We start from the raw sequence: 26579 nt of genomic DNA on the forward strand, positions 1-26579 counted from the left end.
CCAATCATCATATCGATTTCTTATATCGTCGTTCCGGAGGGATCCGTTATGGAAGATCAACTTCAACTTGAACAGCGTGTAAAGGAGCTTCATGAGCTCCTCAACGAGTACGGCCATGCTTATTACGTCCTCGACAAGCCGGTCGTACCCGACTCGGAGTATGATGCCCTGATGCAGGAGCTCATCGACCTCGAGGAACGTCATCCGGATCTCATCATGCCGGATTCCCCGACGCAGCGGATCGGCGGGGAAGTGCTTCCGGGCTTCAGCAAAGTCGTCCATGATACGCCGATGCTGAGCCTCTCCAACGTGTTCAACGAGGAGGACATCCGCGAGTTCGACCGCCGCGTGCGGGCGGATGCCGGGGATGTCACCTACGTGTGTGAACTGAAAATTGACGGGCTGGCCATCTCGCTCAAATACGAGAACGGCCGATTTAAACAGGGCTCGACCCGCGGCGACGGGACGGTCGGCGAGGACATCACGACGAACCTCCGTACGATCCGGGCGATACCCCTGAAGCTGGGCGAAGAAGTCACGATCGAAGCGCGCGGGGAAGCGTACATGCCGAAGAAAAGCTTCATGAAGCTGAACGAACACCGCGAGGAAGAAGGTCTGGACGTATTCGCGAATCCGAGGAACGCGGCAGCCGGGTCGCTCCGACAGCTTGACCCGAAAATCGCAGCCAAGCGCAATTTGTCCGTCTTCATGTACGGCATCGGAGGAGAAGGAGCGGCCTTCGGGCTGGATGCCCACTCCGAGGCGCTCGACTATCTGGACCGGCTCGGCTTCCGGACGAACCCGGAACGCCGCCGCTGCAAGGATGTTGACGAAGTCATCGCCTACATCGAATCTTGGCAGGACCGCCGGCAGGATCTCGCCTATGAGATTGACGGCATTGTCATCAAGGTGGACAGCTTTTCCCGCCAGGAGGACCTCGGCTTCACGGCCAAGAGCCCGCGCTGGGCGACTGCCTATAAGTTCCCGGCAGAAGAAGTCGTGACCACTCTCCTCGACATCGAACTGACTGTCGGCCGGACGGGTGCCGTCACACCGACGGCGATCCTGGAGCCGGTGCGTGTCGCTGGGACGACAGTTGCACGCGCTTCGCTCCACAACGGTGACCTGATCCGTGAGAAGGACATCCGGATTGGTGATCGGGTCGTCGTCCGGAAAGCCGGGGACATCATCCCGGAAATCGTCATGTCGCTTGCCGATCAGCGAGACGGCGATGAAGAAGAGTACCGGATGCCGACGGAGTGCCCGGCTTGCGAAAGTGAACTCGTCCATCTTGAAGACGAAGTCGCACTCCGCTGCGTGAACCCGCAATGCCCGGCTCAGCTGCAGGAATCGGTCATCCATTTTGTCTCGCGCAATGCCATGAACATCGAAGGCCTCGGCGAAAAGGTTGTTGCACAGCTGTTCAATGAAGGCCTGATCAAGGATGCGGCGGACCTGTACAGCCTGACCGAACCTCAATTGATGGAGCTTGAGCGGATGGGCGAAAAATCCGCATCGAATCTCGTTTCCGCGATCACCCGCTCAAAGGAAAACTCGCTCGAGAAGCTGCTGTTCGGCCTCGGCATCCGCCATGTCGGACAAAAGGCTGCGCAGATTCTCGCCCAGGAATTCGGCACGCTTGATGCGCTGAAGGAAGCGACCGAGGAACAGCTGACCGCCATCCATGAGATCGGCGAGAAAGTGGCGGACTCCGTCGTGACCTACTTCGACAACGAAGACGTGCAGAAAGTGCTCGACAAGCTCACGGCGGCAGGCGTCAATACCGCCTACAACGGTCCGCGCAAACAGGACATCCCGGAAGACGGGCTGCTCGCAGGCAAGACCGTTGTCCTTACGGGCAAGCTTGAGCAGTTTTCCAGGAGCGAGGCGAAGGCGGCACTCGAGTCCCTCGGGGCAAAAGTGACCGGCAGCGTCAGCAAAAAGACAGACCTCGTCGTAGCGGGAGATGATGCCGGATCGAAGCTACAGAAGGCGGAAGACCTCGGCATCGAAGTTTGGGACGAGGCGGCACTCATCGACGCAATCCAGTGACCAAAGGGGAATTGCACCATTGAAGATCAAGACAATCACCGCGGCCGCCATCGCCGCGCTGCTGCTTTCCGGCTGCCTGCCGAAAAGCGAGGAGCCGGAAGAGGCCACGGACCAGATAAAAGAGGAACAGGAGACCCGGGTCATCATTCCGACCCACCAGCTGGATGAAGAATATTACCGGATGCTCCTGCCCTATAAGAAAAGCGCATCTTACGGCCTTGTCGTCAGCATGCTGAACTCACAGTACAACATCGCGGAAGTCGAGGGCGGACTAATGCGCCTGTCGCAGCAGCACTTCCCGACGGACGAGTACTATTACCAGGAAGGCCAGTATCTCGACCAGGATACGATCCTATCCTGGCTTGGCGGCTATGACAAAGAGAATAACCCTGAAGGGCTGAACCCGGCGGGCCAGGATAACCCCCGTTACATCGCCCATATACTTGAGCAGAACTACCTGAAACGCACTGCCGAGGACAAGATCCGTCTTGAAGGGGTCTCGCTGGGGATAGCCCTGAATACGGTGAACTCCGTCACCGGTGACAAGCTCCCGGCCGCGCAGATCGAGGAAAACGGCAAAAAAGCCGCTGCCGAAATCGTGAAGCGGATGCGGGGCATCGAAGGCCTGAAAGAAGTGCCGATCGTCATCGGCCTGTTCAAGCAAAGCCCGAAAACCGACATCGTCCCCGGGAACTACTTTGCAAAAGGCGTTGCGGAAAAGGGCAAGGATGTCCTGTCCGGCTGGGATCCTATCAATGAAGAATTTGTAATGTTCCCGACCAGCTCAAGCGAAGACCGCTACCGGGATGTCAACACGAGCTTCCGGAACCTCAAGCAGGACGTTGAAAAGTACTTCTCGTCCTTCGTCAACGTGATCGGCACCGGTTTCTACAAGGACGGCCAGATCGTCTCGATGGACATCGACATCCCGATCGAGTTTTATGGCAATGCTGAGATCATCGGCTTCACCCAATACCTGACCGGGCTGCTCGTGGATCACTTGCCGGACATCCGTGTCGAGGTGAGCATCACTTCCACGAAAGGGCCGGAAGCGCTCATCGTGAAGGAGCGCGGTGAAGCAGAGCCATACACCCATATTTATCACAACTGAAGCAGGCTTTCGTGATATGATAGCGAAGGCAGAAGCAGAGGATATTTGCACGATTGGAGGAGACAGTTATGGCAGTGATCACGAAGGATCAGGTGAAGCATGTTGCGAATCTCGCACGGCTCGCCATTACCGAAGAAAAAGAAGTGGAATACTACACCGAAAAACTTGCGACGATCATCGAGTTTGCCGAGCAGCTGAACGAAGTGGACACATCGGGCGTCGAACCGACGACACATCCGGTACCACTTGTGAATGTGCTCCGGGAAGACGAGCCGGCCAAAGGGCTCGATCGCGACCTGATGCTGAAAAACGTACCCGAGCATGAAGATGGCATGGTCAAAGTGCCGTCCATCCTGGGCTGACGGACAGAGGAGGAAACCAGAAAGATGACGCTATTCAATCATTCCGCGAAAGAGCTCCAGCAGCTCCTACATAACAAGGAAGTGTCCGCCGTTGAACTGACGGACGAGGCGTTCCGCCGCATCGACAAGGTCGACGGCGATGTCAAAGCCTTCCTTGCGCTCGACGAAGAGCGGGCGAAGGCGCGCGCAGCTGAGCTCGACAACACGCCGGTGGACCAGCGGGGCCCGCTCCACGGCCTGCCGGTCGGCGTGAAAGACAACATCGTGACAGAAGGCCTCGAGACCACATGCGCCAGCCGCATGCTCGGCGGATTCGACCCGATCTATAATGCTACGGCTGCAAAAAAGCTCGATGACGCGGGCCTGATCACAGTCGGCAAGGTGAACATGGACGAGTTCGCAATGGGCGGCTCGACCGAAAACTCATACTACAAAAAGACGGCAAACCCGTGGAACCTTGAATATGTCCCGGGCGGCTCATCGGGCGGTTCCGCCGCGGCGGTCGCAGCAGGGGAAGTTCCGTTTACGCTCGGTTCCGATACGGGCGGTTCGATCCGCCAGCCGGCAGCGTACTGCGGCGTTGTCGGCATGAAGCCGACCTACGGCCGCGTCTCCCGTTACGGCCTGGTCGCATTCGCTTCATCGCTTGACCAGATCGGCCCGATCACGCGCACGGTCGAGGACAACGCGTTCCTCCTGTCCGCTATTTCCGGACATGACCCGTACGACTCCACATCGTTCGACGTAGAGGTGCCTGACTTTGCATCGGCACTGACAGGCGATATCAAGGGCCTCAAGATCGGCATCGCGTCCGAGTACCTCGGCGAAGGCGTCGGGGAAGCGTCCCGAAATGCCGTCAAAGATGCCATCAAGGTACTGGAGTCGCTCGGAGCGGAAGTGGGGGAAATCTCGCTGCCGCACACGAAGTATGCACTTCCTGCCTACTACCTGCTCAGCTCTTCCGAAGCGTCCTCGAACCTTGCCCGCTTTGACGGCATCCGCTACGGATACCGCGCGGAAGGCATCGAGAACCTGGAAGACCTGTACAAGCAGACGCGCGCCGAAGGCTTTGGCGACGAAGTCAAGACCCGGATCATGCTCGGCACATTCGCCCTCAGCTCCGGCTTCTACGATGCCTACTACAAAAAGGCTCAGAAGGTCCGCACGCTTGTGCGTGACGACTTCACGAACGCATTCGAGAAGTACGACGTCGTCATTGGCCCGACTGCTCCGACACCTGCGTTCAAAATCGGTGAGCTGATCGACGACCAGCTCACGATGTATGCAAACGACATCCTGACGATCCCGGTCAACCTTGCGGGCGTACCGGCGATCTCGGTCCCTTGCGGATTCGACAATGGCCTGCCGCTCGGCCTTCAGGTCATCGGCCGCCACTTTGACGAGTCGACGGTCTACCGTGTCGCCCACGCGTTTGAACAGGCGACCGACTTCCACAAGCGGATGCCGGAAATTCGGGAGGGATTGGAACGATGAACTTTGAAACCGTCATTGGACTTGAAGTCCACGTTGAACTGAAAACTGACTCGAAGATTTTCTCTCCGGCCCCGAACCATTTCGGCGCGGGACCGAACACCAATACACATGTCATTGACCTCGGTTATCCTGGCGTACTCCCGGTGCTCAACAAGCGCGCTGTCGAGTTCGGCATGAAGGCCGCGATGGCTTTGAACTGCCAGATCAACCAGGAGACGAAGTTTGACCGGAAGAACTACTTCTACCCGGACAACCCGAAAGCCTACCAGATCTCCCAGTTCGACAAGCCGATCGGCGAGCATGGCTGGATTGAGATCGAAGTCGAAGGCAAGAAAAAGCGCATCGGCATCACGCGCCTCCACCTCGAGGAAGATGCGGGCAAGCTGAACCACACCGACAATGGCTACTCCCTCGTCGACTACAACCGTCAGGGCACGCCGCTGATCGAGATCGTTTCGGAGCCGGACATCCGCACACCGGAAGAGGCTTACGCGTATCTCGAAAAGCTGAAGTCGATCATCCAGTACACGGGCGTTTCCGACGTGAAGATGGAAGAAGGCTCGCTCCGCTGCGACGCCAACATCTCGCTGCGCCCTTACGGCCAGGAAGAGTTCGGCACAAAAGCCGAGCTGAAGAACCTGAACTCCTTCAACTTCGTCCGCAGAGGCCTCGAGCACGAACAGAAGCGCCAGGCGGAAGTACTCCTTTCCGGGGGCATCATCGAGCAGGAGACTCGCCGCTTCGACGAGTCGACCGGCAAGACGATCCTCATGCGTGTCAAGGAAGGCTCTGACGACTACCGCTACTTCCCGGAACCGGATCTCACCGACCTCTCGATCGATGACGAGTGGATGGAACGTATCCGCGCCGAGATTCCGGAACTGCCGGATGCACGGAAAGAGCGCTACGTGAACGATCTCGGCCTCCCGGCGTACGACGCGATGGTCCTGACACTGACCAAGGACATGTCCGACTTCTTCGACGCGACGGTCCAGGCCGGAGCAGATGCGAAGCTGGCGTCCAACTGGCTCATGGGTGAAGTTTCCGCCTACATGAACACGAACCAGAAGGAACTCTCCGACACCGGACTTACGCCGAACAATCTCGCAGGCATGATCAAGCTGATCGAGGAAGGCACGATCTCCTCGAAGATCGCGAAGAAAGTGTTCAAGGAACTCGCGGACAACGGCGGCGATCCGGAAAAGATCGTCAAGGAGAAAGGCCTCGTCCAGATCTCCGACGAAGGCGAACTCCTGAAAGTCGTCACCGAAGTGCTGGACAACAACCAGCAGTCGATCGACGACTTCAAGGAAGGGAAAGACCGCGCCGTCGGCTTCCTCGTCGGCCAGGTCATGAAAGCGACGAAAGGCCAGGCCAACCCGCCGCTCGTCAACAAACTCATCAACCAGGAAATCCGCAAACGCTGATTCCAGAGACCGTCCTCCGGGGCGGTCTTTTTGCGTTGGCGGGGAAGGCAGGAGGCGAATGTGCAAACTCGTGGAGGGAACGTGCAGACTCGGGGACGGAACATAAAGACTCAGGCAATCAACGTGTGAACTCACAGAGAAAATTGATTATTTCGTTCCCATGGGACAAATCGATTAGTCTCTTTCAGACTCCGTCAATTTGTCTCGGCTATCGTTACTTCCGGCCTTTCTTTGTCCTTGTATAAACAGCCCTTCCTTCACAGTTTAAACAGGTTGTCTTAGTCAATAGAAGAGTGAGCGCATTTTGAAGGGAGAGGTGTAGATGAAGAAGCTGTGGGTTGGAGGAATGGCAAGCGGATTGCTGGCGGCGGTATTGGCCGGCTGCGGAGGACAGGACCAGGGAACGGATAACGGGGAAACGGACACGGGTACCGAGGACACCGAAAACACGGAGACTGTCCAGGAAGACACCGGTCATAATCCGGCGGAAGATGTCCTCGTCCAGCTGCAGGACGTGGAAGGAGAACCGGTAGCCCAGGCGGTGCTCAGTGAGGTTGACGAAGGCTCCGTCCATGTGGAACTGGCCGTCGAAAACCTTCCGGCCGGTACGCACGCGTTTCATGTGCATGAGAAAGGAAGCTGTGAAGCACCGGACTTTGAGTCAGCCGGCGGCCATTATAACCCAGGCGGCACTGAACACGGCAAGGACAGCGAAAATGGCCCGCATGCCGGTGATTTCGACAATATAGAAGTTGGTGAGGATGGTACGGCGAAGGTAGAGTTTGACACGGACCAGATCTCCCTTCAGGAAGATGCCGACAACACCCTGTTCACCGAAGAAGGTACGTCACTCGTGATCCATGCTGGTGCGGATGATTACACCTCACAGCCTTCAGGAGATGCCGGTGAACGGATCGCCTGCGGCGTGATCCAGAAGTGATTGAAACCTAAAGATGGTCCCTTCTATTGAAATTCAGTAAACTGGATTCAGGAGGGGATGTCAGATGAAAACGGAACAGCAATATTTTGAAGAAGGTAAAACGCTCGCCGATTATATGGAGGGCATGACGACCCATAAGGAAAATAGCGAGAAAGTATACGAAGGCTTTAAATTGCCTCAGGACGATAAGTTCATCGCGCTCCTTAAAGAAAAGCAGCCGCATGTCCTGGTGATTACGGAAGACTGGTGCGGAGATGCGATGATGAACAATCCGATCCTCCGTCACATTGTCGAGGCGGCAGGCATTGAGGCCCGCATCGCCTATCGCGACGCGGATACCGAACTGATCGACCGCTGGCTCACAAACGGCGGACGCTCGATTCCGGTTTATCTTCTTCTGGACAAGGGCGGAGACGTATTGGCCAAGTGGGGCCCGCGTGCGCCACAGGTGCAGGAATACGTCATGGAGCAGCGCGAAACGCTCCCGCCGAAGGACGCTCCGGATTTCGAGGAAAAGCAGAAGGAACTGTTCAAGAACCTCTATGTCGAGTACACGTCCAATGCGGACTATTGGCTCTGGGTGTACGAAGACATCCGCCGCACATTCATGACGGCGCTTCAGAAGCAGGACTGAACCTCCGGCTTGCGCGCTGGGCCGGACAGGCATATGATGAAAGAAAGGGGAGTCGGCGGCCGCCGGCTTCTTTTTGTCGGATACCGCAACATTTGACGGAACCCGCCGTCATATCCTATATAAGTACTCAAGAAGCGAGAGGACAACTTATGACTAAATGTGCACGCATCATTTATAACCCGACGTCCGGCCGCGAAATTTTCCGGAAGCATCTTCCGGAAGTGCTCGTTCGGCTGGAGGAGGCCGGCTATGAAACGTCCTGCCACGCCACGACCTGCGAAGGTGACGCGACGGAGGCCGCCAAGAAGGCCGTCGAGCGCGGATTTGACATCATTATTGCTGTCGGTGGAGACGGTACCCTGAACGAAGTCGTCGCGGGTGTCAGCGGCTATGAAAAACGGCCAAAGCTTGGACTGATCCCGATGGGGACGACAAACGACTTTGCCCGTGCAGTCCATATTCCGAGGGACATTGATGAGGCGCTTGATATCATCATCGCCGGCGAGACAATCCCGGTCGACGTCGGCATCGTCAACGACCGCCATTTCATCAACATCGCCGGGGGCGGCAAGATCACTGAACTTACCTATGAGGTGCCGAGCAAGCTGAAGACCGTTCTTGGCCAGCTGGCCTACTACCTGAAGGGCATTGAGATGCTTCCTTCAATCAAAGCTTCCCGCGTCCGCATCGAATACGATGGCGAAGTGTTCGACGATGAGGCCATGCTGTTCCTTGTCGGCCTTACCAACTCGGTCGGCGGTTTCGAAAAACTGGCGCCGAACGCCAGCATAAACGACGGCCGGTTCAGCATGTTCATCCTGAAAAAATGCAATCTGTATGAATTCATCCGCGTCGTCAGCCTGGCGCTCCGCGGCGAGCACCTGAACGACCCGCTCGTCATCCATGCCATGCCGTCAAAGATCGAGGTCACCTCAGACGAGAAAGTGCAGCTGAACCTCGACGGCGAATTCGGCGGCCTCTTGCCGGCCCGTTTTGAAAACCTCTACCGCCACATCGAAATGTTCGTCCCGATTGATCAAATCAGGGAACAGGATCGAGTGTGATCGGAGGAAAACCCCCGCTTTGGCGGGGGTTTTTTGATTTGTGGGAGTGCGAAAGTGACGAATGAGGCCGTGAAAGTGGCGAAACACCGTTCGAAAGTGACGAATCCGACTCTGAAAGTGACGCATCGCCGCCTGAAAGTGACGATTGATGATTGGAGTCAAAAAAACCATCTTTCCAATTTGCGACCATATCGAGGATCAAAATTAGATTATGGAACACTATCCGATGCCAAGATCAGAAAGTGCTCGTTTACAGAGATCTTGCTGGGATTCTCTGTCCTCTCAATGCGTGGTATGGTAGGGGAAATGAGGAGGCGGAGGTATTGATTTGGGGGGATCGGTTCAATTATTGCAAGAGGCCGCGATGGAGATGCTGCTCAATATGTTGGGACCGGAACACCGGTCAAGAAGTGTTATTGAGAAGAGACTGTATTCGCTGAGGGCGGGTATGGCGGGGGAGCGGAAGGTGCTGCAATATCTGTTCAATTTGAACCTGCCGGTCGAGATATTGTGGGACGTCAATCTAAGGCTGGCTCCAGGGCATTACGCACAGCTTGACGTCCTTGTGCTGACACCGTTTCATGCGATAATTTATGAAGCCAAGAACATGGCGGATCGGCTCAGATTTGAAACCGATCCATCCCGTTTGGATAAGTGGGATGCCGAGGGGAGGCTTGTCGCAAGCTATGAATGTCCCATGCTCCAGCTGCAGGAAGAGATGGCCAACCTGCGCCAATGGTTCTATGATCACCATATCGCATGTGCAGTTGACGGGGCAGTGGTCATGACCGGAAGCGCGATGATTGAAAAGCCCCCGCGGAGCGGCAAGATATTCAGAGTCAGGCAAATACGGGAGCATATATCTAGTGATTTTCATGCCAGTGGGGGCCGCACACTGAAAGAGATCAGGGAGCTGGCCAACTATATTCGCAGTAGGAACGAACCTTATATTTCCTTTCCCCTGATTGATAAAGTCGGAATAGACGCCACTGAACTTCTTTGGAATCCCGTCTGTGAAAATTGCGGGCGGAAGTTGGAAAGAGTCACAAAGCGGCGATGGAGCTGCCGATGTAATTGGGAGACGGCTGATCCGTATACACGAACTTTGGAGAAATGGTTCCTGCTGAGAAGCTCTTCGATTTCAAACGCGGATGTACGAAAGCTGTTTGATATTCCGCGGACAGCTGCCGCCAATCTGCTCGGCAAATATCCGCTAATGAAGATTGGCCAAGGGAAAGCGACGACCTATTTGTGGGATTATAATGGGCGGTTAACGCGGTCAAAAACGTGAAAGTGACGAATAGCGTCTCGAATGTGACGAATCCGCGCCCGAAAGTGACGAATGGGACTCTGAAAGTGACGAATCGCCGCCTGAAAGTGACGAATCATCCTCACCACGCCCCATTCCACACACCAAAAAAGATCCGGCCCTCAGCCGGATCTTTTCGTCTTTCATTATAAGGCGTCAATCGCCATATCCTGCTTTTCTGCAAGGTCTGGGATATCACTGAGGCGCATCCAGCGGATCTGGAGCTCGAGTCCCTGGTCTTTGCCTTCTCCGGTGACGGTGTGTTCCCATTCGTCGGGGCCGTCTCCCTTGTATTCCAGCTGGAAGATTGTGCGCTCGTATTTCCTGTCGCGGTGACGGGGGAAGTACGTGTTTTTTAAGAGCTTGCCGATGAGGACCAGGTCATCTTTCTCGATACCTGTCTCTTCAACGATTTCGCGATATAACGCATCCATCAAGAGTTCGCCGCGGTCGATCGTTCCGCCCGGCACTTGCACACCCGATTCGGGATGATCCTTCATCGTGTAAACGAGCAACTGCTGGTCCGGCCCGTCTCCGCGAGTAATATAAGCCAATACTTTCTTCCTTAGTTCAACCATCATAACGGCCGGCACCTCCTGTAAGTGGTTCATACATTATACCTAATTCTTAGAAATTTCGCAACACTAAGTGTCGTAAATCTGTCACTTGACCTTAACGGAATGTTCATAGCAAGCTCATAAAACTGCCTTATTATCTGCGTTATTCCCTCATAAACCAAGGGTATACTGGTTTAAGAAAGAGAGGGATGCCCCGTGTACAAGAAACAGGAACGCTGGCTCATGTGGCTGGCCTTTGCCGTGGCAGCCATCATGCTGCTGTCGATTGCCGGCAGGATCTTCGGGGGATGACTACGTGTACATACCCTATAATCATGCACATTAAACGAGGGGGAAAACGGAATGGGAAATGAAGAATCGGTGTTCTTCTCCAGGGTCCTCACCGAACTGACCCTGAGCTTCCACATCATCTACGCCACGATCGGCGTCGGTGTGCCGCTCATGATCATGATCGCCCAGTGGGTGGGCATCAAGAAAAACGATGAACATTACATTCTCCTCGCACGCCGCTGGGCGAGAGGATTTGTTATCACGGTTGCGGTCGGCGTCGTGACCGGGACGGCCATCGGCATGCAGCTGTCCCTGCTCTGGCCGAACTTCATGGAGCTGGCGGGGCAGGTCATCGCACTCCCGCTGTTCATGGAGACTTTTGCATTCTTCTTTGAAGCGATTTTCCTTGGAATTTATCTCTATACATGGGACCGGTTCGACAACCAGAAAAAACACTTGCTGCTGCTTGTGCCGGTCGCGCTCGGGGCATCGTTCTCTGCAGTATTCATTACCATCGTCAACGCCTTCATGAACGCACCGCAGGGCTTTGACCTCGTGGACGGCGAACTCGTCAACATTCAGCCGCTTGTCGCGATGTTCAACCCGGCGATGCCGACGAAGGTGGCGCACGTGGTCATCACCGCCTATATGACATCTGCATTTATCCTTGCCGCAATTGCCGCATTCCGGCTGCTTAAGGGCTCGGATCACGTGTACCACAAGAAGGCGCTGTTCCTCACGATGAAATTGGGACTGATCTTCTCGATCGGCGCTGCCATCATCGGGGACTTCTCGGGGAAATACCTCGCCGAATACCAGCCGGAAAAACTGGCTGCGGCGGAATGGCATTTTGAGACGGAAGGCGAGGCGCCGCTTATGCTGTATGGGATCCTCGATGGCCAGGAAGTGAAGTATACCATCACGATCCCGTACGCGCTCAGTATCCTCGCGCACTCGGATCCGACTGCGGAAGTGATCGGGCTGAACGACTTCCCGGAAGACGAGATCCCGCCGCTCTATATCCACTACCTGTTCGACACAATGGTGACGATCGGCGTCCTCATGATCATGGTCTCCGGCCTGTACTGGCTCGGCAGGCATATGAGATGGCGATTTATCCACTCGCGCTGGTACCGCTGGCTGATCGTCGCAGGCGGACCGCTCACCGTCATCGCGATTGAAGCCGGCTGGTGGTATGCGGAGGTCGGGCGCCAGCCTTGGATCCTTCGTGACATTATGAAAGTGCCGGAGGCTGCCACGACGAGCGGCCATGTCGACACGATGCTTTACCTGTTCGCGACGCTCTACCTGATCCTCGGCGTCGGCAGCGTCGTCGTGCTGAGGCGGATGTTCCGCAACAACCCGATTGAGCGGGAAATTGCCGACCGCGAGGCGGAAGTCCGTGAAGGAACAAGAAAGGGCGGTGATCACTGATGAGCCTTGAAGTGCTCGGCATCACGGTCCTCATGACGTTCCTGTTCGGCTATATCATTGTCGGCGCCATCGACTTCGGCGCGGGATTCTTCAACGCCTACAGCCTGCTGACGGGGAAGGAGCACATCCTGACGAACGTCATCCAGCGCTACCTGTCCCCGGTGTGGGAAGTGACGAACGTTTTCCTCGTGTTCTTCTTTGTCGGGATGGTCGGATTCTTCCCGTCGACAGCGTTCTATTACGGAACGACAATGCTCGTGCCGCTCAGTATCGCGCTCATCCTACTGGCGATACGCGGATCGTATTACGCGTTTGAAACGTACGGTGCAAGCGGACATAAGGGTTACTCGTTCATGTACGGGATGGCCGGCATTCTGCTTCCGGCGTCTCTCTCGATCGTCCTGACGATCTCTGAGGGCGGCTTTATCGACATGGTCGACGGCCAGCCGGTGCTGGACTACGGGGCACTCTTCACGAGCCCGCTTACCTGGTCGATCGTCTTCCTTTCGATTGCAGCGACCCTCTACATCTCGGCGGTGTTCCTCACCTGGTACGCCGACAAGGCGGGGGACCGTGACGCGACAGAGCTTCTCCGGAAGTACGCGCTCATCTGGTCGCTTCCGACAATCATCACGGCAGGCGGCATCGTCTGGGAGCTCCGCAGCCACAACGCGGAACACTACAATCAGCTGCTCGGCCTCTGGTGGATGTTCGCGCTGTCCGGCGCGCTCTTTATCGGCACGGTCTACCTGCTCTGGAAACGGCACAACTACGGCCTCGCGGTCTGGCTCCTGATCGGCCAGTTCGCGCTCGCCTTCTACGGATATGGCATCGCGCACTACCCGTACCTGCTGTATCCGCACCTGACGATCCACGACAGCTTCACGAACCCGGCGATGGCGACCGCACTCATCATCGCCTTCATCCTCGGGCTCGGGCTGCTCATCCCGTCGCTATACCTGCTGTTGCGCCTGTTCCTGTTCAACAAGGACTACGTGAAGGGGCGCAAAAAAGACGAACACGCCTAAAGGGCGAAGGAGGCAAAACCAATGGATGAATTTCTCATGTTCTACGCACCATTCATCGTGCTAATCGGCGCGATCATCCTCGCCTTCATCGTCGCCCCGATGGACGGAGCGGCGACGAGGCCACCGAAGGAAAAGAAGAAGTGATTAAAAAAGCCGTCCCGGTTAGCGGGGCGGCTTTCGTTGTGGAGAAAAGGGGAAGGGACGGTTTTTCTCCCTATCCGACGGACAGACTGACTTTCTCTAATAAAAAATGCCACATTCTGATAAAATAAACCCAACTGCACTGAATCGGAGGAAAATAAATAATGACTTACGCAGTCCAACAAAACGACCGGCTGATCGGCGAAATCACCGACCTGACCCATGACGGCTCAGGCGTGGCAAAGATCGACGGCTATCCGCTCTTCATCCCCGGTGCGCTTCCCGGCGAAACCGTCGAATTTAAGGTCACCAAAACACTCAAGAAATATGGCTTCGCAAAGCTCCTCAATATAGTCGAACCATCAGAAGACCGCGTCGAGCCGCCGTGCCCGGTGTTCCCAGAGTGCGGAGGCTGCCAGATTCAGCACCTGTCCTATGAGGGTCAGCTGGAACGCAAGCGCAAAATGGTCCGCGACGTCATGGACCGGATCGCGAAACTTCCGGACGTCCCGGTCCATCCGGTCAAGGGGATGGAACATCCTTGGCGCTACCGGAACAAGTCCCAGATCCCGTTCGCGGAGCGGGACGGAAAAGTTGTCGCAGGATTTTTCCGCCGCGGCACCCACACGATCATGGACACCGAAACGTGCCTGATCCAGTCAACCGAGGCCGACGTCGTCATGCGCACGATCAAACACAGCTTGCATGAACTAGGCATCAAGGCGTACGACGAACAAAAGGACAAGGGCTTCCTGCGCCATGTCGTCATCCGGAAAGGGAAGGCGACCGGTGAGACGATGGTCGTTCTTGTTACCCGGAACCGTAAATTCAAGAAGAAGGACGAAGTCGTAGAACTGATCCGCAGCGTCGTGCCGGACGTGACGTCGATCGTCCAGAACGTCAACGACCGGAAAACGAACGTCATCATGGGAGACGAAACGATTTCGCTCTACGGACCGCCCGTCATCACCGACAAAATCGGCGGCGTCACATTCGAAATCTCCGCCCGGTCGTTCTACCAAATCAACCCCGATCAGACGGAAGTTCTGTACTCGCAGGCACTTGACTACGCCAATCTCAGCGGCAACGAAACCGTCATCGACGCTTACTGCGGCATCGGCACGATCTCGCTCTTCCTCGCCACGCAGGCGAAAGAAGTGTACGGCGTCGAAATCGTTCCCCAGGCGATCGAAGACGCCAAGCGAAACGCCGAGGTGAATGGTTTCACGAATACCCGGTTCGAAGCCGGAGCGGCCGAAGACGTCATCCCTCGCTGGTACAAGGAAGGCAAACGGTTCGACGTCCTCGTCGTCGACCCACCAAGGAAAGGCTGCGACGAGCACCTTCTCCGGACCATCCTCGAGTACCGCCCGAAACGCCTCGTCTACGTCAGCTGCAACCCGGCAACACTCGCCCGCGACCTCCGCATCCTCGAAGACGGAGGTTACAAAACGAAAGAAGTCCAGCCGGTGGACATGTTCCCGCAATCGAGTCATGTGGAAGCGGTGACTTGGATGGAACTTGAGAACCCGACAATGGGGACTGACTTCTAGTAATCTTAGGTTATGCATAATAGATCGCTCCTTTGTATTGTAGTATCTACAAAAGGAAGCGATCTTTTCATATTTATTTAACTTGGATAAAAAAGGATTTAACGGTTTCATAATTTAATCGAACTTTAAGGAATATTCAATGAAATAATAGTAGAGTTATATTATTATAGAATTACGGAAGGATAAAAATGGGTACTACTTCTGTCTGTCATAAGGCGAGCGAACCCACGTCTTCTGGAGAACGGCCTGTCCGACCGCTTACGGACCGTCTAACGACGTATTGGGCAACTGTGGCGACGCCTACTGCGGCATCGGCAAGATCTCGTAATTCCTAGCAAGCAGGCGAAGTATGTGTATGGCATTGAAATTGTCCTGCAGGAGATCGCAGACGCCAAGCGAAACGTCGAATTGAACTGCTTCACAAACATCCGGTAGGGAAGCCGGAACTAGATGAGTATCTGCTCTGGACAATACTGAATACCTTCCGAAGAGGGTTGTCTACGTCAGTTACAACCCGGCGACACTCGCCCGTGACCTCCGCACCCTTGAAGACGGCGGCTACAAAACGAAGGAAGTTCAACGATACTTCTGTGTAAAGGAAATACAGTAAGTGCATATGTTAACGTAATCGAGCCATGTGCTGTGGATTATTATTTTAACAAATAATTCCACTATACTCTTATCGTTACTTTTTATGTGTTTTTAACAGGTATATATAGTTGTGAAAAGGAGATGAATAGATGTCAAAGATTAATAATTCACTGTTACCTTTTAAGGATATACGTGATCTGGAGAGAGAAATGGAGGAAAGTCTTACAAATATAAGAGAAATAATTTCTAATGTAAATCCTCTGATTACCTTAGTTAAATTATATGAAATTAAACTCTTTCAACATTTAGGGGACATTGAAGCATCGGTGCATGGTAACGTTAAACCTTCTGATAACAAATTGCTCGATTTTACACAAAGTCTTATAGTGACTAGTGAAGTGAATTTTGGAACTAGTAGCTTAGATAAAGATGAAATAAATAGATATGTGGAAGAAATTGATAAACTGTTTACTGTTGCCTCAATTTATGTGAATATCGTACCGAAGGATGAGTTGATACAGTATTCTCAAGGAATGCAGATGAACGTTTCTGGTACATTATATCCGTATCTTGAAAAAGAGCATTTTACAGACCTGTTGACTCCATATACAGATCTATTAAAAGAGGTCTTTAATATAACCAGCTCCGAAATAGTAGATGGCCTGTTGGCGATAAGCAGTCAATTACGTACTATGGGATTCATAGAAACGCTGTTAGACAGTGGAGCTTCGCTTGAAGAAGATATAGCAGACGATGTTTTTCTAAAGAGAGCTGAATATTTTAACGTTGAACGTATTACAGGATGGCCATTAGAGTTTATTAAAGAGTTATCACTTCAACAGGGCGAAAGTAAAGGTTTTTATGAAGATAATATTCAAGTAATGATAAAGGAGTCTCCCATAAAATATAAGCCTTTTATTTGTTTAGCAGGGAGATATTACTGTTTTTCTATCGATAATCTAATTGATAATTTTTATAGAACAGTACTTAGGGCATTACGTAGGAAACAAGGTAGTACTTCTAATATAATTAATAACATTCAACAGAATTTATCAGAGGCTTTGCCTTTCAAGTTATTTAGAGAGATTCTGCCAACATCTCAAATGTTTCAGAGCATCTACTACAAAGCCCCAGTGGGTGCAGATGGAAAAAATGAATGGTGTGAATGTGATGGCATAATTCTTTTTGATGATGTGATGATTATTATTGAAGTAAAGGGAGGAGCACTTTCACCAGTTTCACCTTTTTCTGATGAAGAGGCCTACAAAAAATCATTAAATGAATTAGCTAAAAATCCTTATGAACAATCCCTTCGTTTATTTGAAGAATACAATAAATCAAGGAAAATCGATATTTATTATAAAAAGTCTAGAAAGAAGTATGAGCTAATTACTTCTATTGAGAACATTAACTTCGTACAAGCTTGTTGTGTGACTCTAGACGATTTTAACGAAATAGCTTCCCGAATAGAAAAGACAGAGTATATAAGAAATAGCGATCTTCCAGTTTGGTGTATTTCTGTTAATGATTTGAGGGTATACCCTCAAGTTTTTGATTCTCCAAGTTTGTTTTTAAATTATTTATATCAAAGGAGTAATGCCACAAAAAATCCTTATATTAAGCTTAATGATGAATTGGATCATATAGGGATGTATTTTGCTTATAATGACTATTCAACACGTATTAAAGAAATTGCTACTGAGAATGGAGAAGGAGAAGTATTTATTGCGAGTCATAGAGATGAAATTGATGCTTATATGGCTAGGAAAATAAATTCTCTCCATGATGATGAAGGTGAAAGTGGAATTTTTCTTGATTTCTTAATTGGACCTGCACCAAAACCTAAACAAGAGATGGACCCAACATTCGAACAACTAATTAATGTATTAGATAGAACTGAGAATTACTTATGTATTCGAGCTGCAAGATACTTACTTTTATTAGACGATTTTACGAGGAAGAGTATAAGTGATTTTATTTCATCAAGAAGTAATAGACTTTTAGATTTTAGAAATCAAAAAGCAATACTAACTCCATATGCGGCATATAACTATAAAAAAGAAGACAGAATTACTGAATTGCCCGTCGTTATGGTATTCCTCCTCCGTGCATCGAGTAAGTTATTCAAGGATGTAGTACAGCGTAAGAGCTTCTTAATGGAGAGAGTTTTGTATGAAGATGAGCCGGTCTACTGTATATTGTTGGGGATAAACAAAAATAAAGAACTGAAAAAAGCAATTACACATATTATCGGACCTGAACAATTTCAAATGTTACCAGAGTCAGCGTACGTATCACTTCAAAAAAACAGAGCGAAAATAGAAAGTTCACGTAAGACTAGGGAGCTTTGACCGGATGAGTTTCATTATGGTGAAGTCACAAGTTTAATTAGGTCCATTATTAGGACGAAAGAATGGACTCATTGATATGTATTTTGTTCTCACTAAAAACAGCTTCCGAAAGGCTTGGAAGCTGTTTTTTATGTTGTTTTGTCTCCGGAAAGAACACTTGGGCCGTCTCGATATCCACGAGCGAAGGGTTACCCGTATTTAGAGCTTCTTCCAACACAGATTCAATTTCCGTATCTGACTCAGGACGGAATGCTTTCCAACCACACGCTTCTGCGAGTTTGACGAAGTCGGGGTTAGTGAGGTCGGTCCCTATGTCTCTTGTCCCCATTACATCGATTTTGTCTTTTTCCATCTGCAGGGATTCGTTGTTCAGGACCACGACTGTGATATCGAGTCCGTAACGGATGGCGGTCATCAGATCCGCGAGTACCATTTGAAGTCCGCCGTCACCGACAATCGCGACGATCTGCTTGTCCGGGTGGATCAATTTGGCGGTCATGGCGGCAGGGAGGCCGAAGCCCATCGTCCGCCAGTATCCGGAGAGTACGGTTTTCTGATTGGTCTGCCGGAAGTTGCGGTTTGTCCATACCGTGTTGTCGCCTGTATCAAGCGCAAGGATGGCGTCCGGCGCGACGGTATTGTCAAGCGCACGGATGATGCGGGAAGGGTGGACCGGGTACCCTTCGGAATTACCTTCCTCTTCGTTTTTCCGTGCCCATTTCTCTTTGACTTTCTGGCAGCGGCTAATCCAAAGGAGAAGCCTTCAAGATGCTCATTTAATAAAGGAAGCACCTCTTCCGTGGTACCGACGATTCCCAGTTCAACTGGAATGTTCTTTTCGACCTGATTGAAGTGGGGGTCAATCTGGATCACTTGCGCATTTGAAGGCACATGCCCATCCGGCCACCAGGTGGTTCCTGTAAGAAGCACGACATCGGCTTCCTTAAATAGCTCGGCAGCGTCACATTCGAAATCTCCGCCCGCTCGTTCTACCAGATCAACCCCGACCAGACGGAAGTCCTGTACTCACAGGCACTCGACTACGCCAACCTCAGCGGAAACGAAACCGTCATCGACGCCTACTACGGTATCGGGACGATTTCGCTCTTCCTCGCCAAGCAGGCGATTGAAGACGCCAAGCGCAACACCGAGGTGAACGGCTTTACCGAACACCGGATTTGAAGCCGGAGCGGCTGTAGAAGTCATCCCTAGCTGGTACAAGGAAGGCAAATGCTTCGACGTCCTCGTCCGTCGTCGACCCGTCTAGGAAAGGCTGCGACGAGCACTTGCTCCGGACGATTCTCGAGTACCGTCCGAAACGCCTCGTCTACGTCAGCTGCAACCCGGCCACACTCGCCCGCGACCTTCGTATCCTGGAAGACGGCGGCTACAAAACGAAGGAAGTCCAACCGGTGGACATGTTTCCGCAGAGTTCTCATGTGGAATGTGTTGCCCTATTAACAAGAAAGTGAATGGCACTGAGAATATTAAGTAAATTGGTTAGAATAAATTACATTTTGTTTTCTAGAATCTAACCCTCGATGTCAGTAACTGCAAACATTTCGAGGGTTTTTTATATTGGGCGGTCTTTAATTGCTAGGGCGGATGCATACTGTGACTAATGTGATGAAATTCACCATTGGGGAAATTTGACTAAACTCAGCAAACCGACATTTTAATAGATGGTTCCGGTTAAAAGCAACCGATTAAGCGCCCGTTTATGTCTCTATCTCCTGAGTACTTCGGCTTAGTTGAGTGAGTTATAATAGTCCTTAACTCGAATACTTCTAATTTCTACAAAAGGAATATATAATCACTTATAAATATATTTGCTTGGAATATGGTATTTATACAGGAGGTTTCTATGAACAAAAAATCCAAAGCGGTAGGGTATTTGCTTGCTTTCTTTCTGGGTGGATTGGGAATCCATGCATTTTACTACAAAAGGTATATAAGAGGGATCTTATATCTTGTCTTCTGTTGGACTTACATTCCGATTCTTTTAGGATGGATTGATATGTTCTTTATTAATAAATGGCATGATCAACACTTAATTAAATCACCTGCAAGAAAAGACCGAAATAAATTTGAAATTAAGGAAAAGCAAAAGGAAAATAAAGAAATTAAAAGTGTGGAAAAAGATATTCCTCATGTGGCTGGAATCGAGGGACGTCCAGAAACCAAAAACAAAACAAAAAAAACAAGAATAGAAGAAAAAGCCATTTCTAAAAAGAGTGAAAATAGAGAGCCGTTTTATAACGAAGATAACATTATATACTCAGACTACAAACATATTAAAACACCAAAGGAAATATTGGATAGCATAAACCAAATCAAGAATCCTAAGAAAAACACGCTTTCCAAAAACGGTATTTCTATTGAAGTTACTTTTTCGCGTTCAAATGAAAGTTTTGTAAAAGACTCGTTGCGCTTTGCAAAAGAGAGAGGAGAAGAGTGTTCGGAAATCCCATTGCATGCTTATTGGACTACGTTTGACCAATTAAATACTAAACAACGAAAATGGTATTTTTACTGGAGAAAACAAGTATTAAACGGACACTATCCGGATGTAGACTTAAGTTATATTATCTTATTCACTTACGAATTAATGAATTACTCATTCAATCAAAATGCAGCCTTTAATATCAGTATGATGGTTCGATTACATGAGGAATATAAAGAGAGAGTTCCTAAACTAACAAATTATTCTGAGCGATGGATAGCAGATATGTTGTACGAGGTGAAGGAAGTAGACCTAGCAATAGGGTGGGATTCAGATATAAAACAAGTTCCTCCTTTGTATCAACAAATGCTTAACAAAGAAAATAACTTATCTAAAATATCAATTACTTCTTGGAAGCCTTATGTAAAAAACCATCGAGAAACTGTCTTTTTCACTAACAACAAGAACAAAATTTACAAAGTATTTAAAGATAGCATTCCTCTATTAAAACAAGTATATGAAAAAAAAGATATACAGTTGATTGACCGTTGGTTTCAAGCCAAAGAAGAACGGGAAATCAGACATTTATTTGTTTCCGCTGTAATGGGAAGAGATTATGATCCGGTACATGTATATATAGAGAGAGTAAAACCAACAGAGGACTTATTTAATGAGGTGACTGCCTTATTTAAGTTATCAGAAAATGTTACTCGTTCAATCAATGGTGAAAAACGAGAAATAAAAGTAGAGGAAGAGTACTTACCCGAAGGGTTTAAGGATATGATGATGGATCGGTTTTCAAAAAAAGCAAAAGATGCTAATAAACGATTCAAGGCGGTTCAACAATCAGAAACAAATGAACAGGGAGGAGAAATTCCGTCCCCCCCGCTAATAGAAGAAAAGGAAGAACCAAAGAAATCGCAAATTGAATTTGATAAGGAAAAGATTTCGAAATTACAATCAGATACCGAAGGTTTAATACAGATCATTAACAAAAGAAGTGAAGAGGAACTAGAGGTTGATAATAAAGCATCTAATGAAGTGAATCTGGTAGCCGGGAATGAAGGGGTAGAAAAAAACAATCTGCATCCGCAGATAATTGAAAATCAGCCATCTCAAGAAGATGTATTTTCGGCACTTGGAGGTACAAAGGGTGATGTCGAAGGTGAAGAGGAGTTTGTACAGGTCCTATCGGATTTAGAAAAAGACTTCTTGTTACAATTTAAAGGTGGTCAATTTTATCAAGAAGAAGCGTATCAATTTGTAAAGAAAAATGGTATCATGCTCGGAATGTTTTTAAGTGAGTTGAATGAAAAAGCAAATGAATATCTTGGAGATAACCTCCTTGAAAATCAAGAGGATACGATTGCAGTTTATGAAGAATATGAAGATATACTATTGAGAATAAAGGAGTATGCATAATGAATTTAAAAAAGAGAGATTCCACGGCAATTCTTAACTCTTTTTCAGGCGGAGTTGTACCAAGTAGAGGATTACAATATATCATGGTAGGTCGAGCTGATGAAGCAAAACAAATTCTAAATGATTTAGATAATATTAAAAAAGGGTCTTCATTCATAAAACTGTTTATTGGTCCCTTTGGAAGTGGGAAAAGTTTTATTCAAGCCCTTATTCAACAAATTGCTTTTAATGAAAAGTTTGTTGTGGCAAAGGCAGATTTTACCCCGGAGAGACGGCTATATGGAAGCGAGGGAAAAGCAGTTGCTTTATATACAGAGTTGATGAAGAATTTATCAACGTCAACGGTACCGGAGGGAGGGGCTTTACCAACAATATTAGATAAGTGGATAAGTGAAGTTCAAATGAAAGTTGTAAAGGATAAGGGCTACGGTGCTGTGGAATTTGATAATCCTGATTTTGTGAAAGATGTAGAGCAAGAAATTACACAAACCGTTTCAAAAATGGATGAGCTCACTGGTGGCTATGATTTTGCTCGAATTTTAACTTTATATTTTAAAGGTTTTGTTGAAGATCATAGTGAACTTCAACGTTGTGCGCTTAGATGGTTAAGGGGCGAATACAAAACCAAAACGGAAGCTCGAAATGACCTAGGGGTCCGAGATATTATTACTGATAACAATTACTACGAATACATTAAAGTTCTTTCCCAGTTTGTAAAACAGATTGGATATTCAGGCCTTGTTATTAACTTGGATGAAGCTATCAATTTATACAAAATAACTCATCCTCAAACGAGAGATAAGAACTATGAAACCATTTTGAAAATTTATAATGATACACTTCAGGGAAATGTAGAAGGTCTTTATATTACCATTGGAGGCACTCCAGAGTTTCTAGAAGACGAAAGGCGGGGCTTGTTTAGTTATGGCGCATTAAAGAGAAGGTTACAATCCAATCGTTTTGAGACAAATGAATATCGGGATTTATCACAGCCTGTTATCAACCTAACACCCTTAAAGTATGACGAGACATTCGTTCTAATGCAAAAACTGAGTGATATTCATGCTGTTCATTATGGGTATGAAACCAACATTATTGATGATGAAGTTATGCGTTTTATTCAAGAAGAGTATGCAAGACCAGGAGCAGAAGAAAACTTAACGGTTGGGGAAGTCATTAGGAACTTTATTGGGGCATTAAATATACTCCATCAAAACCCGAATTACGATCGTTCCGAGTTGTTTGGAAAGCAGCAGGAAATAGGAGAGGAACAACCAACATCTAATGTTCACACTCGATTTTCAAGAACAGAAGGGTAGGGGTTCTTTTGAGTTCGTTTCAGTTATTATCAAAATCAATACAAAAGAAGATATGGGATATGAAATGGGATAAGTTTACCTCTATTCAAGACAAAACTATCCCGATTATTATGAACACAAACAAAGATGTAATTGTATCATCAGGAACTGCCTCTGGTAAAACGGAAGCAGTTTTTTTGCCAATCATATCTCGTATCGAAAATAACGCTGAAGGCCAATTGAAAGTTTTGTACATATCACCATTAAAAGCCCTCATTAATAATCAATTTGAACGGCTTGAAAAATTGTGTGAGTATAGCAATATTCCTGTACATAAGTGGCATGGGGATGTCAGTCAAAGTCAAAAGAATAAGTTTGTCAAGAAACCTTCTGGGATTCTACAAATCACGCCAGAATCCGTTGAAAGTCTGTTTATCAATCGAACAGAGCATATTAGGCATCTGTTTAATGGATTGGAATATATCGTAATTGATGAGATTCACTCGTTTATCAACACAGCAAGGGGGGTACAACTACGTTCCCTGCTCTCTCGCATTGAAAATTATACTAACGAACGACCAAGAATTGTTGGGTTGTCGGCGACCATTGACAACTTTGACTTGGTAAAGGAATGGGTCAATTACAAAGACATAGAGAACGTAGAAATCATCGAGGCAAAAGGTAGTGACAAAGAACTTCTTTATCACCTTATGCACTTTGAAACAGGTAAGGATCGTAAAAGGCCAGTAGAATTGTTTGAAGATATACGAGAATTAACTAAAAATCAAAAAGCCATTATTTTTTGTAATAGTAGAGGAGAAGTAGAAGAAGCCACTGTTTTTTTAAACAGATTGGCGGAAAAAGATAATGTTGGTGAAACGTATTATGCACACCATTCATCGATTGATAAAAAGGAACGAGAATATGTAGAAAAAACAATGGTAGTATCAAATATTCCAAAAACTGTAATATCCACGAGTTCCTTGGAACTCGGAATAGATATTGGCGATGTTGATATTGTTATTCAAGTAGATAGTACTTTTACGGTTTCCTCCTTAAAACAACGTTTAGGGCGTTCGGGAAGAAAAAGAAACGCAAATCAGATGCTGCAACTCTATTCAACTGAAGATAATAGTTTAGTACAATCGTTAGCCGTTATGGAGCTTATTTTGGAAAAATGGATAGAACCTGCGGAAGGTTATCCGGAACCATATGACATCATGTTTCACCAAATCCTATCGATTTGCCAAGAAACAAATGGAATCACACTAGAAGAGCTGATATCCAGATTAAAAAACAATCATATATTCCATAAGTTAGACGTACGACGAGTAGAAAAAGTCATCCTCCATATGATTGAAAATGACCATTTAGAAAAGATAAGAGGTAAAAATGAATTAATTGTAGGTATAGAAGGGGAAAGAATTCTTAGAAGCAAAGATTTTTATGCAGTTTTTATGACACCAGAAGAATTTACGGTTTTAGAAGGAATTCGAAAAATAGGAACCTTAGATAAAACATCGATGTTAAATGTGGGAGATAACATTATCCTTGCTGGGAAACTCTGGACTGTCAGAGACATTGATTTTGATAAAAATAAAGTGTATGTACAAAAAGCTGTTAACGGAAAACCCCCGCAATATTCCGGTGGTGGGGTGAAAATACACAAACGCATTGGAGAGAAAATGATGGAACTTCTCTGTTCCGATGTCGAAATTGGTTACATTGATGAGAAGGCAAATATTACATTAGCAGATTTACGGAAACCTTATCATCATTACAAGATAAAACCTCAAGAAAGGATCATATGGGAAGAAAAGGGCGAGATGGTGTTTGAAACATATACAGGTACTATTATCACTCGGAATTTAGTATGGGCATTACGCTCGTTAGGTGTAACTGTTAAAGAAGTCGATGGTGTAGGGAGAATAAAAATTGATGGAAACATTGATATGGAAGAATTGTTAAAAGAAATGAACAAGATAGAATGGACTCCCGAAGCATTCATTAAACATACAAAAGACCAGGAATTCTTCTTTTCGAAATACTCCACTTATTTACCCAATGATATACAAAAAGAACTGCATATTGCTAATGAAATAGATATTCAAGGAATGAGAGAGTATCTAAAACATTATTCATTTAGAAGTCTTAAACTTTAAAGCTTTAAAACTTTAAAGCGTGAGCTCTATTTAAGAGATTTAAAATTAAATAATATCTTTAGATTGTGTTTATGTGAACAAGAAAGGAGCATCCAAACAAAATCCGGTTTGGATACTCCTTTTCTTTATTCTGTCTCCGGGGCAACTCCTGCGCTGTTGGGATATCCACGAGTGCCGGACCACCTGTTTGGAGTGCCTCCTCCAGCACCGATTCAAGCTCATCATCCGACTCAGGCCGGAATGCTTTCCATCCGCATGCTTCTGCGAGCTTTACGAAGTCAGGGTTGGTGAGGTCGGTCCCGATGTCTTTTGTCCCCATTACATCGATTTTATCTTTTTCCATCTGCAGGGATTCGTTGTTCAGGACCACGACTGTGATATCGAGTCTGTACCGGATGGCGGTCATAAGATCCGCGAGTACCATCTGGAGTCCGCCGTCACCGACGATCGTGACGACCTGTTTGTCAGGATGGATCAGTTTGGCTGTCATTGCAGCCGGCAGGCCGAAGCCCATGGTTCGCCAGTAACCGGAGAATACTGTTTTCTGATTGGTCTGCCGGAAGTTGCGGTTTGTCCAAACCGTGTTGTCTCCTGTATCCAGCGCTAGGATGGCGTCCGAAGCGACGGTTTTGTCCAGCGCGCGGATGATCCGTGAAGGATGGACAGGGTACCCTTCTGTGTTGCCTTCCTCTTCGTTTTTCCGGGCCCACCTTTCTTTGACCTCCTGGCAACGGCTGACCCAGTCTTCGGAACGGGAGAAGCCTTCAAGATGCTCGTTTAATAAAGGAAGCACCTCTTCTGTGGTACCTCTTCCTTTACCTTTAATAGAAAAAGTAGGAATATTGTTACTATCAATAGCTACCGAAGGAGGAGAAGAATGTTCACAGGCAGAAAATTACTATTTAGTAGACGAGA

General features: G+C 48.6%; 20 protein-coding genes and 3 pseudogenes. 19 read left to right on the forward strand and 4 right to left on the reverse strand.

Annotated elements, in window-relative coordinates; all coding sequences use genetic code 11:
- Positions 1–48 precede the first annotated feature (48 nt).
- From ligA to AV656_RS10015, 9 genes are all read left to right on the forward strand, one after another.
- Positions 49–2052 carry an NAD-dependent DNA ligase LigA gene (gene ligA, locus AV656_RS09975; RefSeq protein ID WP_063181508.1) on the forward strand — a complete coding sequence of 668 codons (2004 nt, stop codon included), beginning with the start codon at positions 49–51 and terminating at the stop codon, positions 2050–2052.
- A 19-nt stretch (positions 2053–2071) separates the two neighbouring features.
- A complete protein-coding gene (locus tag AV656_RS09980; RefSeq protein ID WP_082818702.1) occupies positions 2072–3163 on the forward strand; it encodes a CamS family sex pheromone protein in 1092 nt (363 codons plus the stop codon).
- 68 nt (positions 3164–3231) lie between these two features.
- Positions 3232–3525, forward strand: coding sequence for an Asp-tRNA(Asn)/Glu-tRNA(Gln) amidotransferase subunit GatC (gene gatC, locus AV656_RS09985; protein ID WP_063181510.1), 294 nt, complete (start codon positions 3232–3234; stop codon positions 3523–3525).
- A gap of 24 nt (positions 3526–3549) precedes the next feature.
- Positions 3550–5019, forward strand: a complete 1470-nt coding sequence (gene gatA / locus AV656_RS09990) for an Asp-tRNA(Asn)/Glu-tRNA(Gln) amidotransferase subunit GatA (protein WP_063181512.1) — start codon at positions 3550–3552, stop codon at positions 5017–5019.
- Positions 5016–6446 carry an Asp-tRNA(Asn)/Glu-tRNA(Gln) amidotransferase subunit GatB gene (gene gatB / locus AV656_RS09995; RefSeq protein ID WP_063181514.1) on the forward strand — a complete coding sequence of 477 codons (1431 nt, stop codon included), beginning with the start codon at positions 5016–5018 and terminating at the stop codon, positions 6444–6446. Before gatA ends, gatB begins: the two co-directional genes overlap by 4 nt.
- 322 nt (positions 6447–6768) lie before the next feature.
- Complete coding sequence (locus tag AV656_RS10000; protein ID WP_063181516.1) at positions 6769–7386, forward strand: superoxide dismutase family protein; 618 nt, start codon at positions 6769–6771, stop codon at positions 7384–7386.
- A gap of 64 nt (positions 7387–7450) precedes the next feature.
- On the forward strand, positions 7451–8020 hold the full coding sequence (locus tag AV656_RS10005) for a thioredoxin family protein (protein WP_063181518.1): 570 nt from the start codon (positions 7451–7453) through the stop codon (positions 8018–8020).
- Positions 8021–8169: 149 nt separating this feature from the next.
- A complete protein-coding gene (locus AV656_RS10010; protein WP_063181520.1) occupies positions 8170–9084 on the forward strand; it encodes a diacylglycerol kinase in 915 nt (304 codons plus the stop codon).
- A gap of 364 nt (positions 9085–9448) precedes the next feature.
- Entirely contained in the window at positions 9449–10375 is a 927-nt protein-coding gene (locus AV656_RS10015) for a nuclease-related domain-containing protein (protein WP_156484844.1), read from the forward strand.
- 164 nt (positions 10376–10539) lie between these two features.
- Here the strand turns inward: AV656_RS10015 and AV656_RS10020 are convergent, their stop codons facing one another.
- Entirely contained in the window at positions 10540–10974 is a 435-nt protein-coding gene (locus AV656_RS10020; RefSeq protein WP_063181524.1) for an NUDIX hydrolase, read from the reverse strand.
- Positions 10975–11313: 339 nt separating this feature from the next.
- Here AV656_RS10020 and AV656_RS10025 point away from each other — a divergent pair, with 339 nt between their 5' ends.
- The 6 genes and pseudogenes from AV656_RS10025 to AV656_RS10040 all read left to right on the forward strand — a co-directional run bounded on the left by AV656_RS10025 (position 11314) and on the right by AV656_RS10040 (position 18339).
- Positions 11314–12675: a cytochrome ubiquinol oxidase subunit I gene (locus AV656_RS10025; protein WP_063181526.1), complete on the forward strand. Its 1362-nt coding sequence runs from the start codon at positions 11314–11316 to the stop codon at positions 12673–12675.
- On the forward strand, positions 12675–13703 hold the full coding sequence (locus AV656_RS10030; protein ID WP_063181528.1) for a cytochrome d ubiquinol oxidase subunit II: 1029 nt from the start codon (positions 12675–12677) through the stop codon (positions 13701–13703). The genes AV656_RS10025 and AV656_RS10030 overlap by 1 nt, the downstream gene beginning before the upstream one ends.
- A 21-nt stretch (positions 13704–13724) precedes the next feature.
- Positions 13725–13847 carry a cytochrome bd oxidase small subunit CydS gene (gene cydS, locus AV656_RS16685; RefSeq protein WP_008300041.1) on the forward strand — a complete coding sequence of 41 codons (123 nt, stop codon included), beginning with the start codon at positions 13725–13727 and terminating at the stop codon, positions 13845–13847.
- A gap of 161 nt (positions 13848–14008) precedes the next feature.
- On the forward strand, positions 14009–15397 hold the full coding sequence (rlmD, locus tag AV656_RS10035) for a 23S rRNA (uracil(1939)-C(5))-methyltransferase RlmD (protein WP_063181530.1): 1389 nt from the start codon (positions 14009–14011) through the stop codon (positions 15395–15397).
- A 295-nt stretch (positions 15398–15692) separates the two neighbouring features.
- Positions 15693–16007 (forward strand): annotated as a pseudogene (locus AV656_RS16605) (23S rRNA (uracil-5-)-methyltransferase RumA); the annotation flags it as partial.
- A 130-nt stretch (positions 16008–16137) separates the two neighbouring features.
- Entirely contained in the window at positions 16138–18339 is a 2202-nt protein-coding gene (locus AV656_RS10040; RefSeq protein ID WP_063181532.1) for a hypothetical protein, read from the forward strand.
- Between the two features lie 49 nt (positions 18340–18388).
- Here the strand turns inward: AV656_RS10040 and AV656_RS16610 are convergent, their stop codons facing one another.
- On the reverse strand, positions 18389–19087 hold the full coding sequence (locus AV656_RS16610) for a thiamine pyrophosphate-dependent enzyme (protein ID WP_331711554.1): 699 nt from the start codon (positions 19085–19087) through the stop codon (positions 18389–18391).
- A 95-nt stretch (positions 19088–19182) separates the two neighbouring features.
- A pseudogene (locus tag AV656_RS16615) lies at positions 19183–19269 on the reverse strand (hypothetical protein); the annotation flags it as partial.
- Between the two features lie 21 nt (positions 19270–19290).
- On the opposite strand from AV656_RS16615, the pseudogene rlmD (AV656_RS16620) reads away from it, so the two are divergent.
- From rlmD (AV656_RS16620) to AV656_RS10065, 4 genes and pseudogenes are all read left to right on the forward strand, one after another.
- Positions 19291–19811: pseudogene (rlmD, locus tag AV656_RS16620) on the forward strand (23S rRNA (uracil(1939)-C(5))-methyltransferase RlmD); the annotation flags it as partial.
- 392 nt (positions 19812–20203) lie between these two features.
- Positions 20204–22204, forward strand: a complete 2001-nt coding sequence (locus AV656_RS10055) for a TerB N-terminal domain-containing protein (RefSeq protein ID WP_063181534.1) — start codon at positions 20204–20206, stop codon at positions 22202–22204.
- Positions 22204–23523: an ATP-binding protein gene (locus AV656_RS10060; RefSeq protein ID WP_063181536.1), complete on the forward strand. Its 1320-nt coding sequence runs from the start codon at positions 22204–22206 to the stop codon at positions 23521–23523. The genes AV656_RS10055 and AV656_RS10060 overlap by 1 nt, the downstream gene beginning before the upstream one ends.
- Before the next feature lie 59 nt (positions 23524–23582).
- A complete protein-coding gene (locus AV656_RS10065) occupies positions 23583–25664 on the forward strand; it encodes a DEAD/DEAH box helicase (protein WP_063181538.1) in 2082 nt (693 codons plus the stop codon).
- A 58-nt stretch (positions 25665–25722) separates the two neighbouring features.
- On the opposite strand, the gene AV656_RS10070 is transcribed toward AV656_RS10065, so the two are convergent.
- Positions 25723–26457 (reverse strand): thiamine pyrophosphate-binding protein, encoded by a 735-nt coding sequence (locus AV656_RS10070; RefSeq protein ID WP_231877273.1) that lies wholly within the window; start codon positions 26455–26457, stop codon positions 25723–25725.
- Positions 26458–26579: the final 122 nt, after the last annotated feature.

Source organism: Bhargavaea cecembensis (assembly GCF_001619585.1).
Classification (GTDB): Bacteria; Bacillota; Bacilli; order Bacillales_A; family Planococcaceae; genus Bhargavaea; species Bhargavaea cecembensis_A.

Coding starts and splice junctions, on each gene's coding strand:
- AV656_RS10015 (WP_156484844.1), top strand. CDS start 9,449: ATGGAGATGCTGCTCAATATGTTGGGACCGGAACACCGGTCAAGAAGT.
- AV656_RS10025 (WP_063181526.1), top strand. CDS start 11,314: ATGGGAAATGAAGAATCGGTGTTCTTCTCCAGGGTCCTCACCGAACTG.
- gatC (WP_063181510.1), top strand. CDS start 3,232: ATGGCAGTGATCACGAAGGATCAGGTGAAGCATGTTGCGAATCTCGCA.
- cydS (WP_008300041.1), top strand. CDS start 13,725: ATGGATGAATTTCTCATGTTCTACGCACCATTCATCGTGCTAATCGGC.
- AV656_RS10020 (WP_063181524.1), bottom strand. CDS start 10,974: ATGATGGTTGAACTAAGGAAGAAAGTATTGGCTTATATTACTCGCGGA.
- gatB (WP_063181514.1), top strand. CDS start 5,016: ATGAACTTTGAAACCGTCATTGGACTTGAAGTCCACGTTGAACTGAAA.
- AV656_RS10030 (WP_063181528.1), top strand. CDS start 12,675: ATGAGCCTTGAAGTGCTCGGCATCACGGTCCTCATGACGTTCCTGTTC.
- gatA (WP_063181512.1), top strand. CDS start 3,550: ATGACGCTATTCAATCATTCCGCGAAAGAGCTCCAGCAGCTCCTACAT.
- ligA (WP_063181508.1), top strand. CDS start 49: ATGGAAGATCAACTTCAACTTGAACAGCGTGTAAAGGAGCTTCATGAG.
- rlmD (WP_063181530.1), top strand. CDS start 14,009: ATGACTTACGCAGTCCAACAAAACGACCGGCTGATCGGCGAAATCACC.
- AV656_RS10000 (WP_063181516.1), top strand. CDS start 6,769: ATGAAGAAGCTGTGGGTTGGAGGAATGGCAAGCGGATTGCTGGCGGCG.
- AV656_RS10005 (WP_063181518.1), top strand. CDS start 7,451: ATGAAAACGGAACAGCAATATTTTGAAGAAGGTAAAACGCTCGCCGAT.
- AV656_RS10040 (WP_063181532.1), top strand. CDS start 16,138: ATGTCAAAGATTAATAATTCACTGTTACCTTTTAAGGATATACGTGAT.
- AV656_RS10060 (WP_063181536.1), top strand. CDS start 22,204: ATGAATTTAAAAAAGAGAGATTCCACGGCAATTCTTAACTCTTTTTCA.
- AV656_RS10055 (WP_063181534.1), top strand. CDS start 20,204: ATGAACAAAAAATCCAAAGCGGTAGGGTATTTGCTTGCTTTCTTTCTG.
- AV656_RS10065 (WP_063181538.1), top strand. CDS start 23,583: ATGAAATGGGATAAGTTTACCTCTATTCAAGACAAAACTATCCCGATT.
- AV656_RS10010 (WP_063181520.1), top strand. CDS start 8,170: ATGACTAAATGTGCACGCATCATTTATAACCCGACGTCCGGCCGCGAA.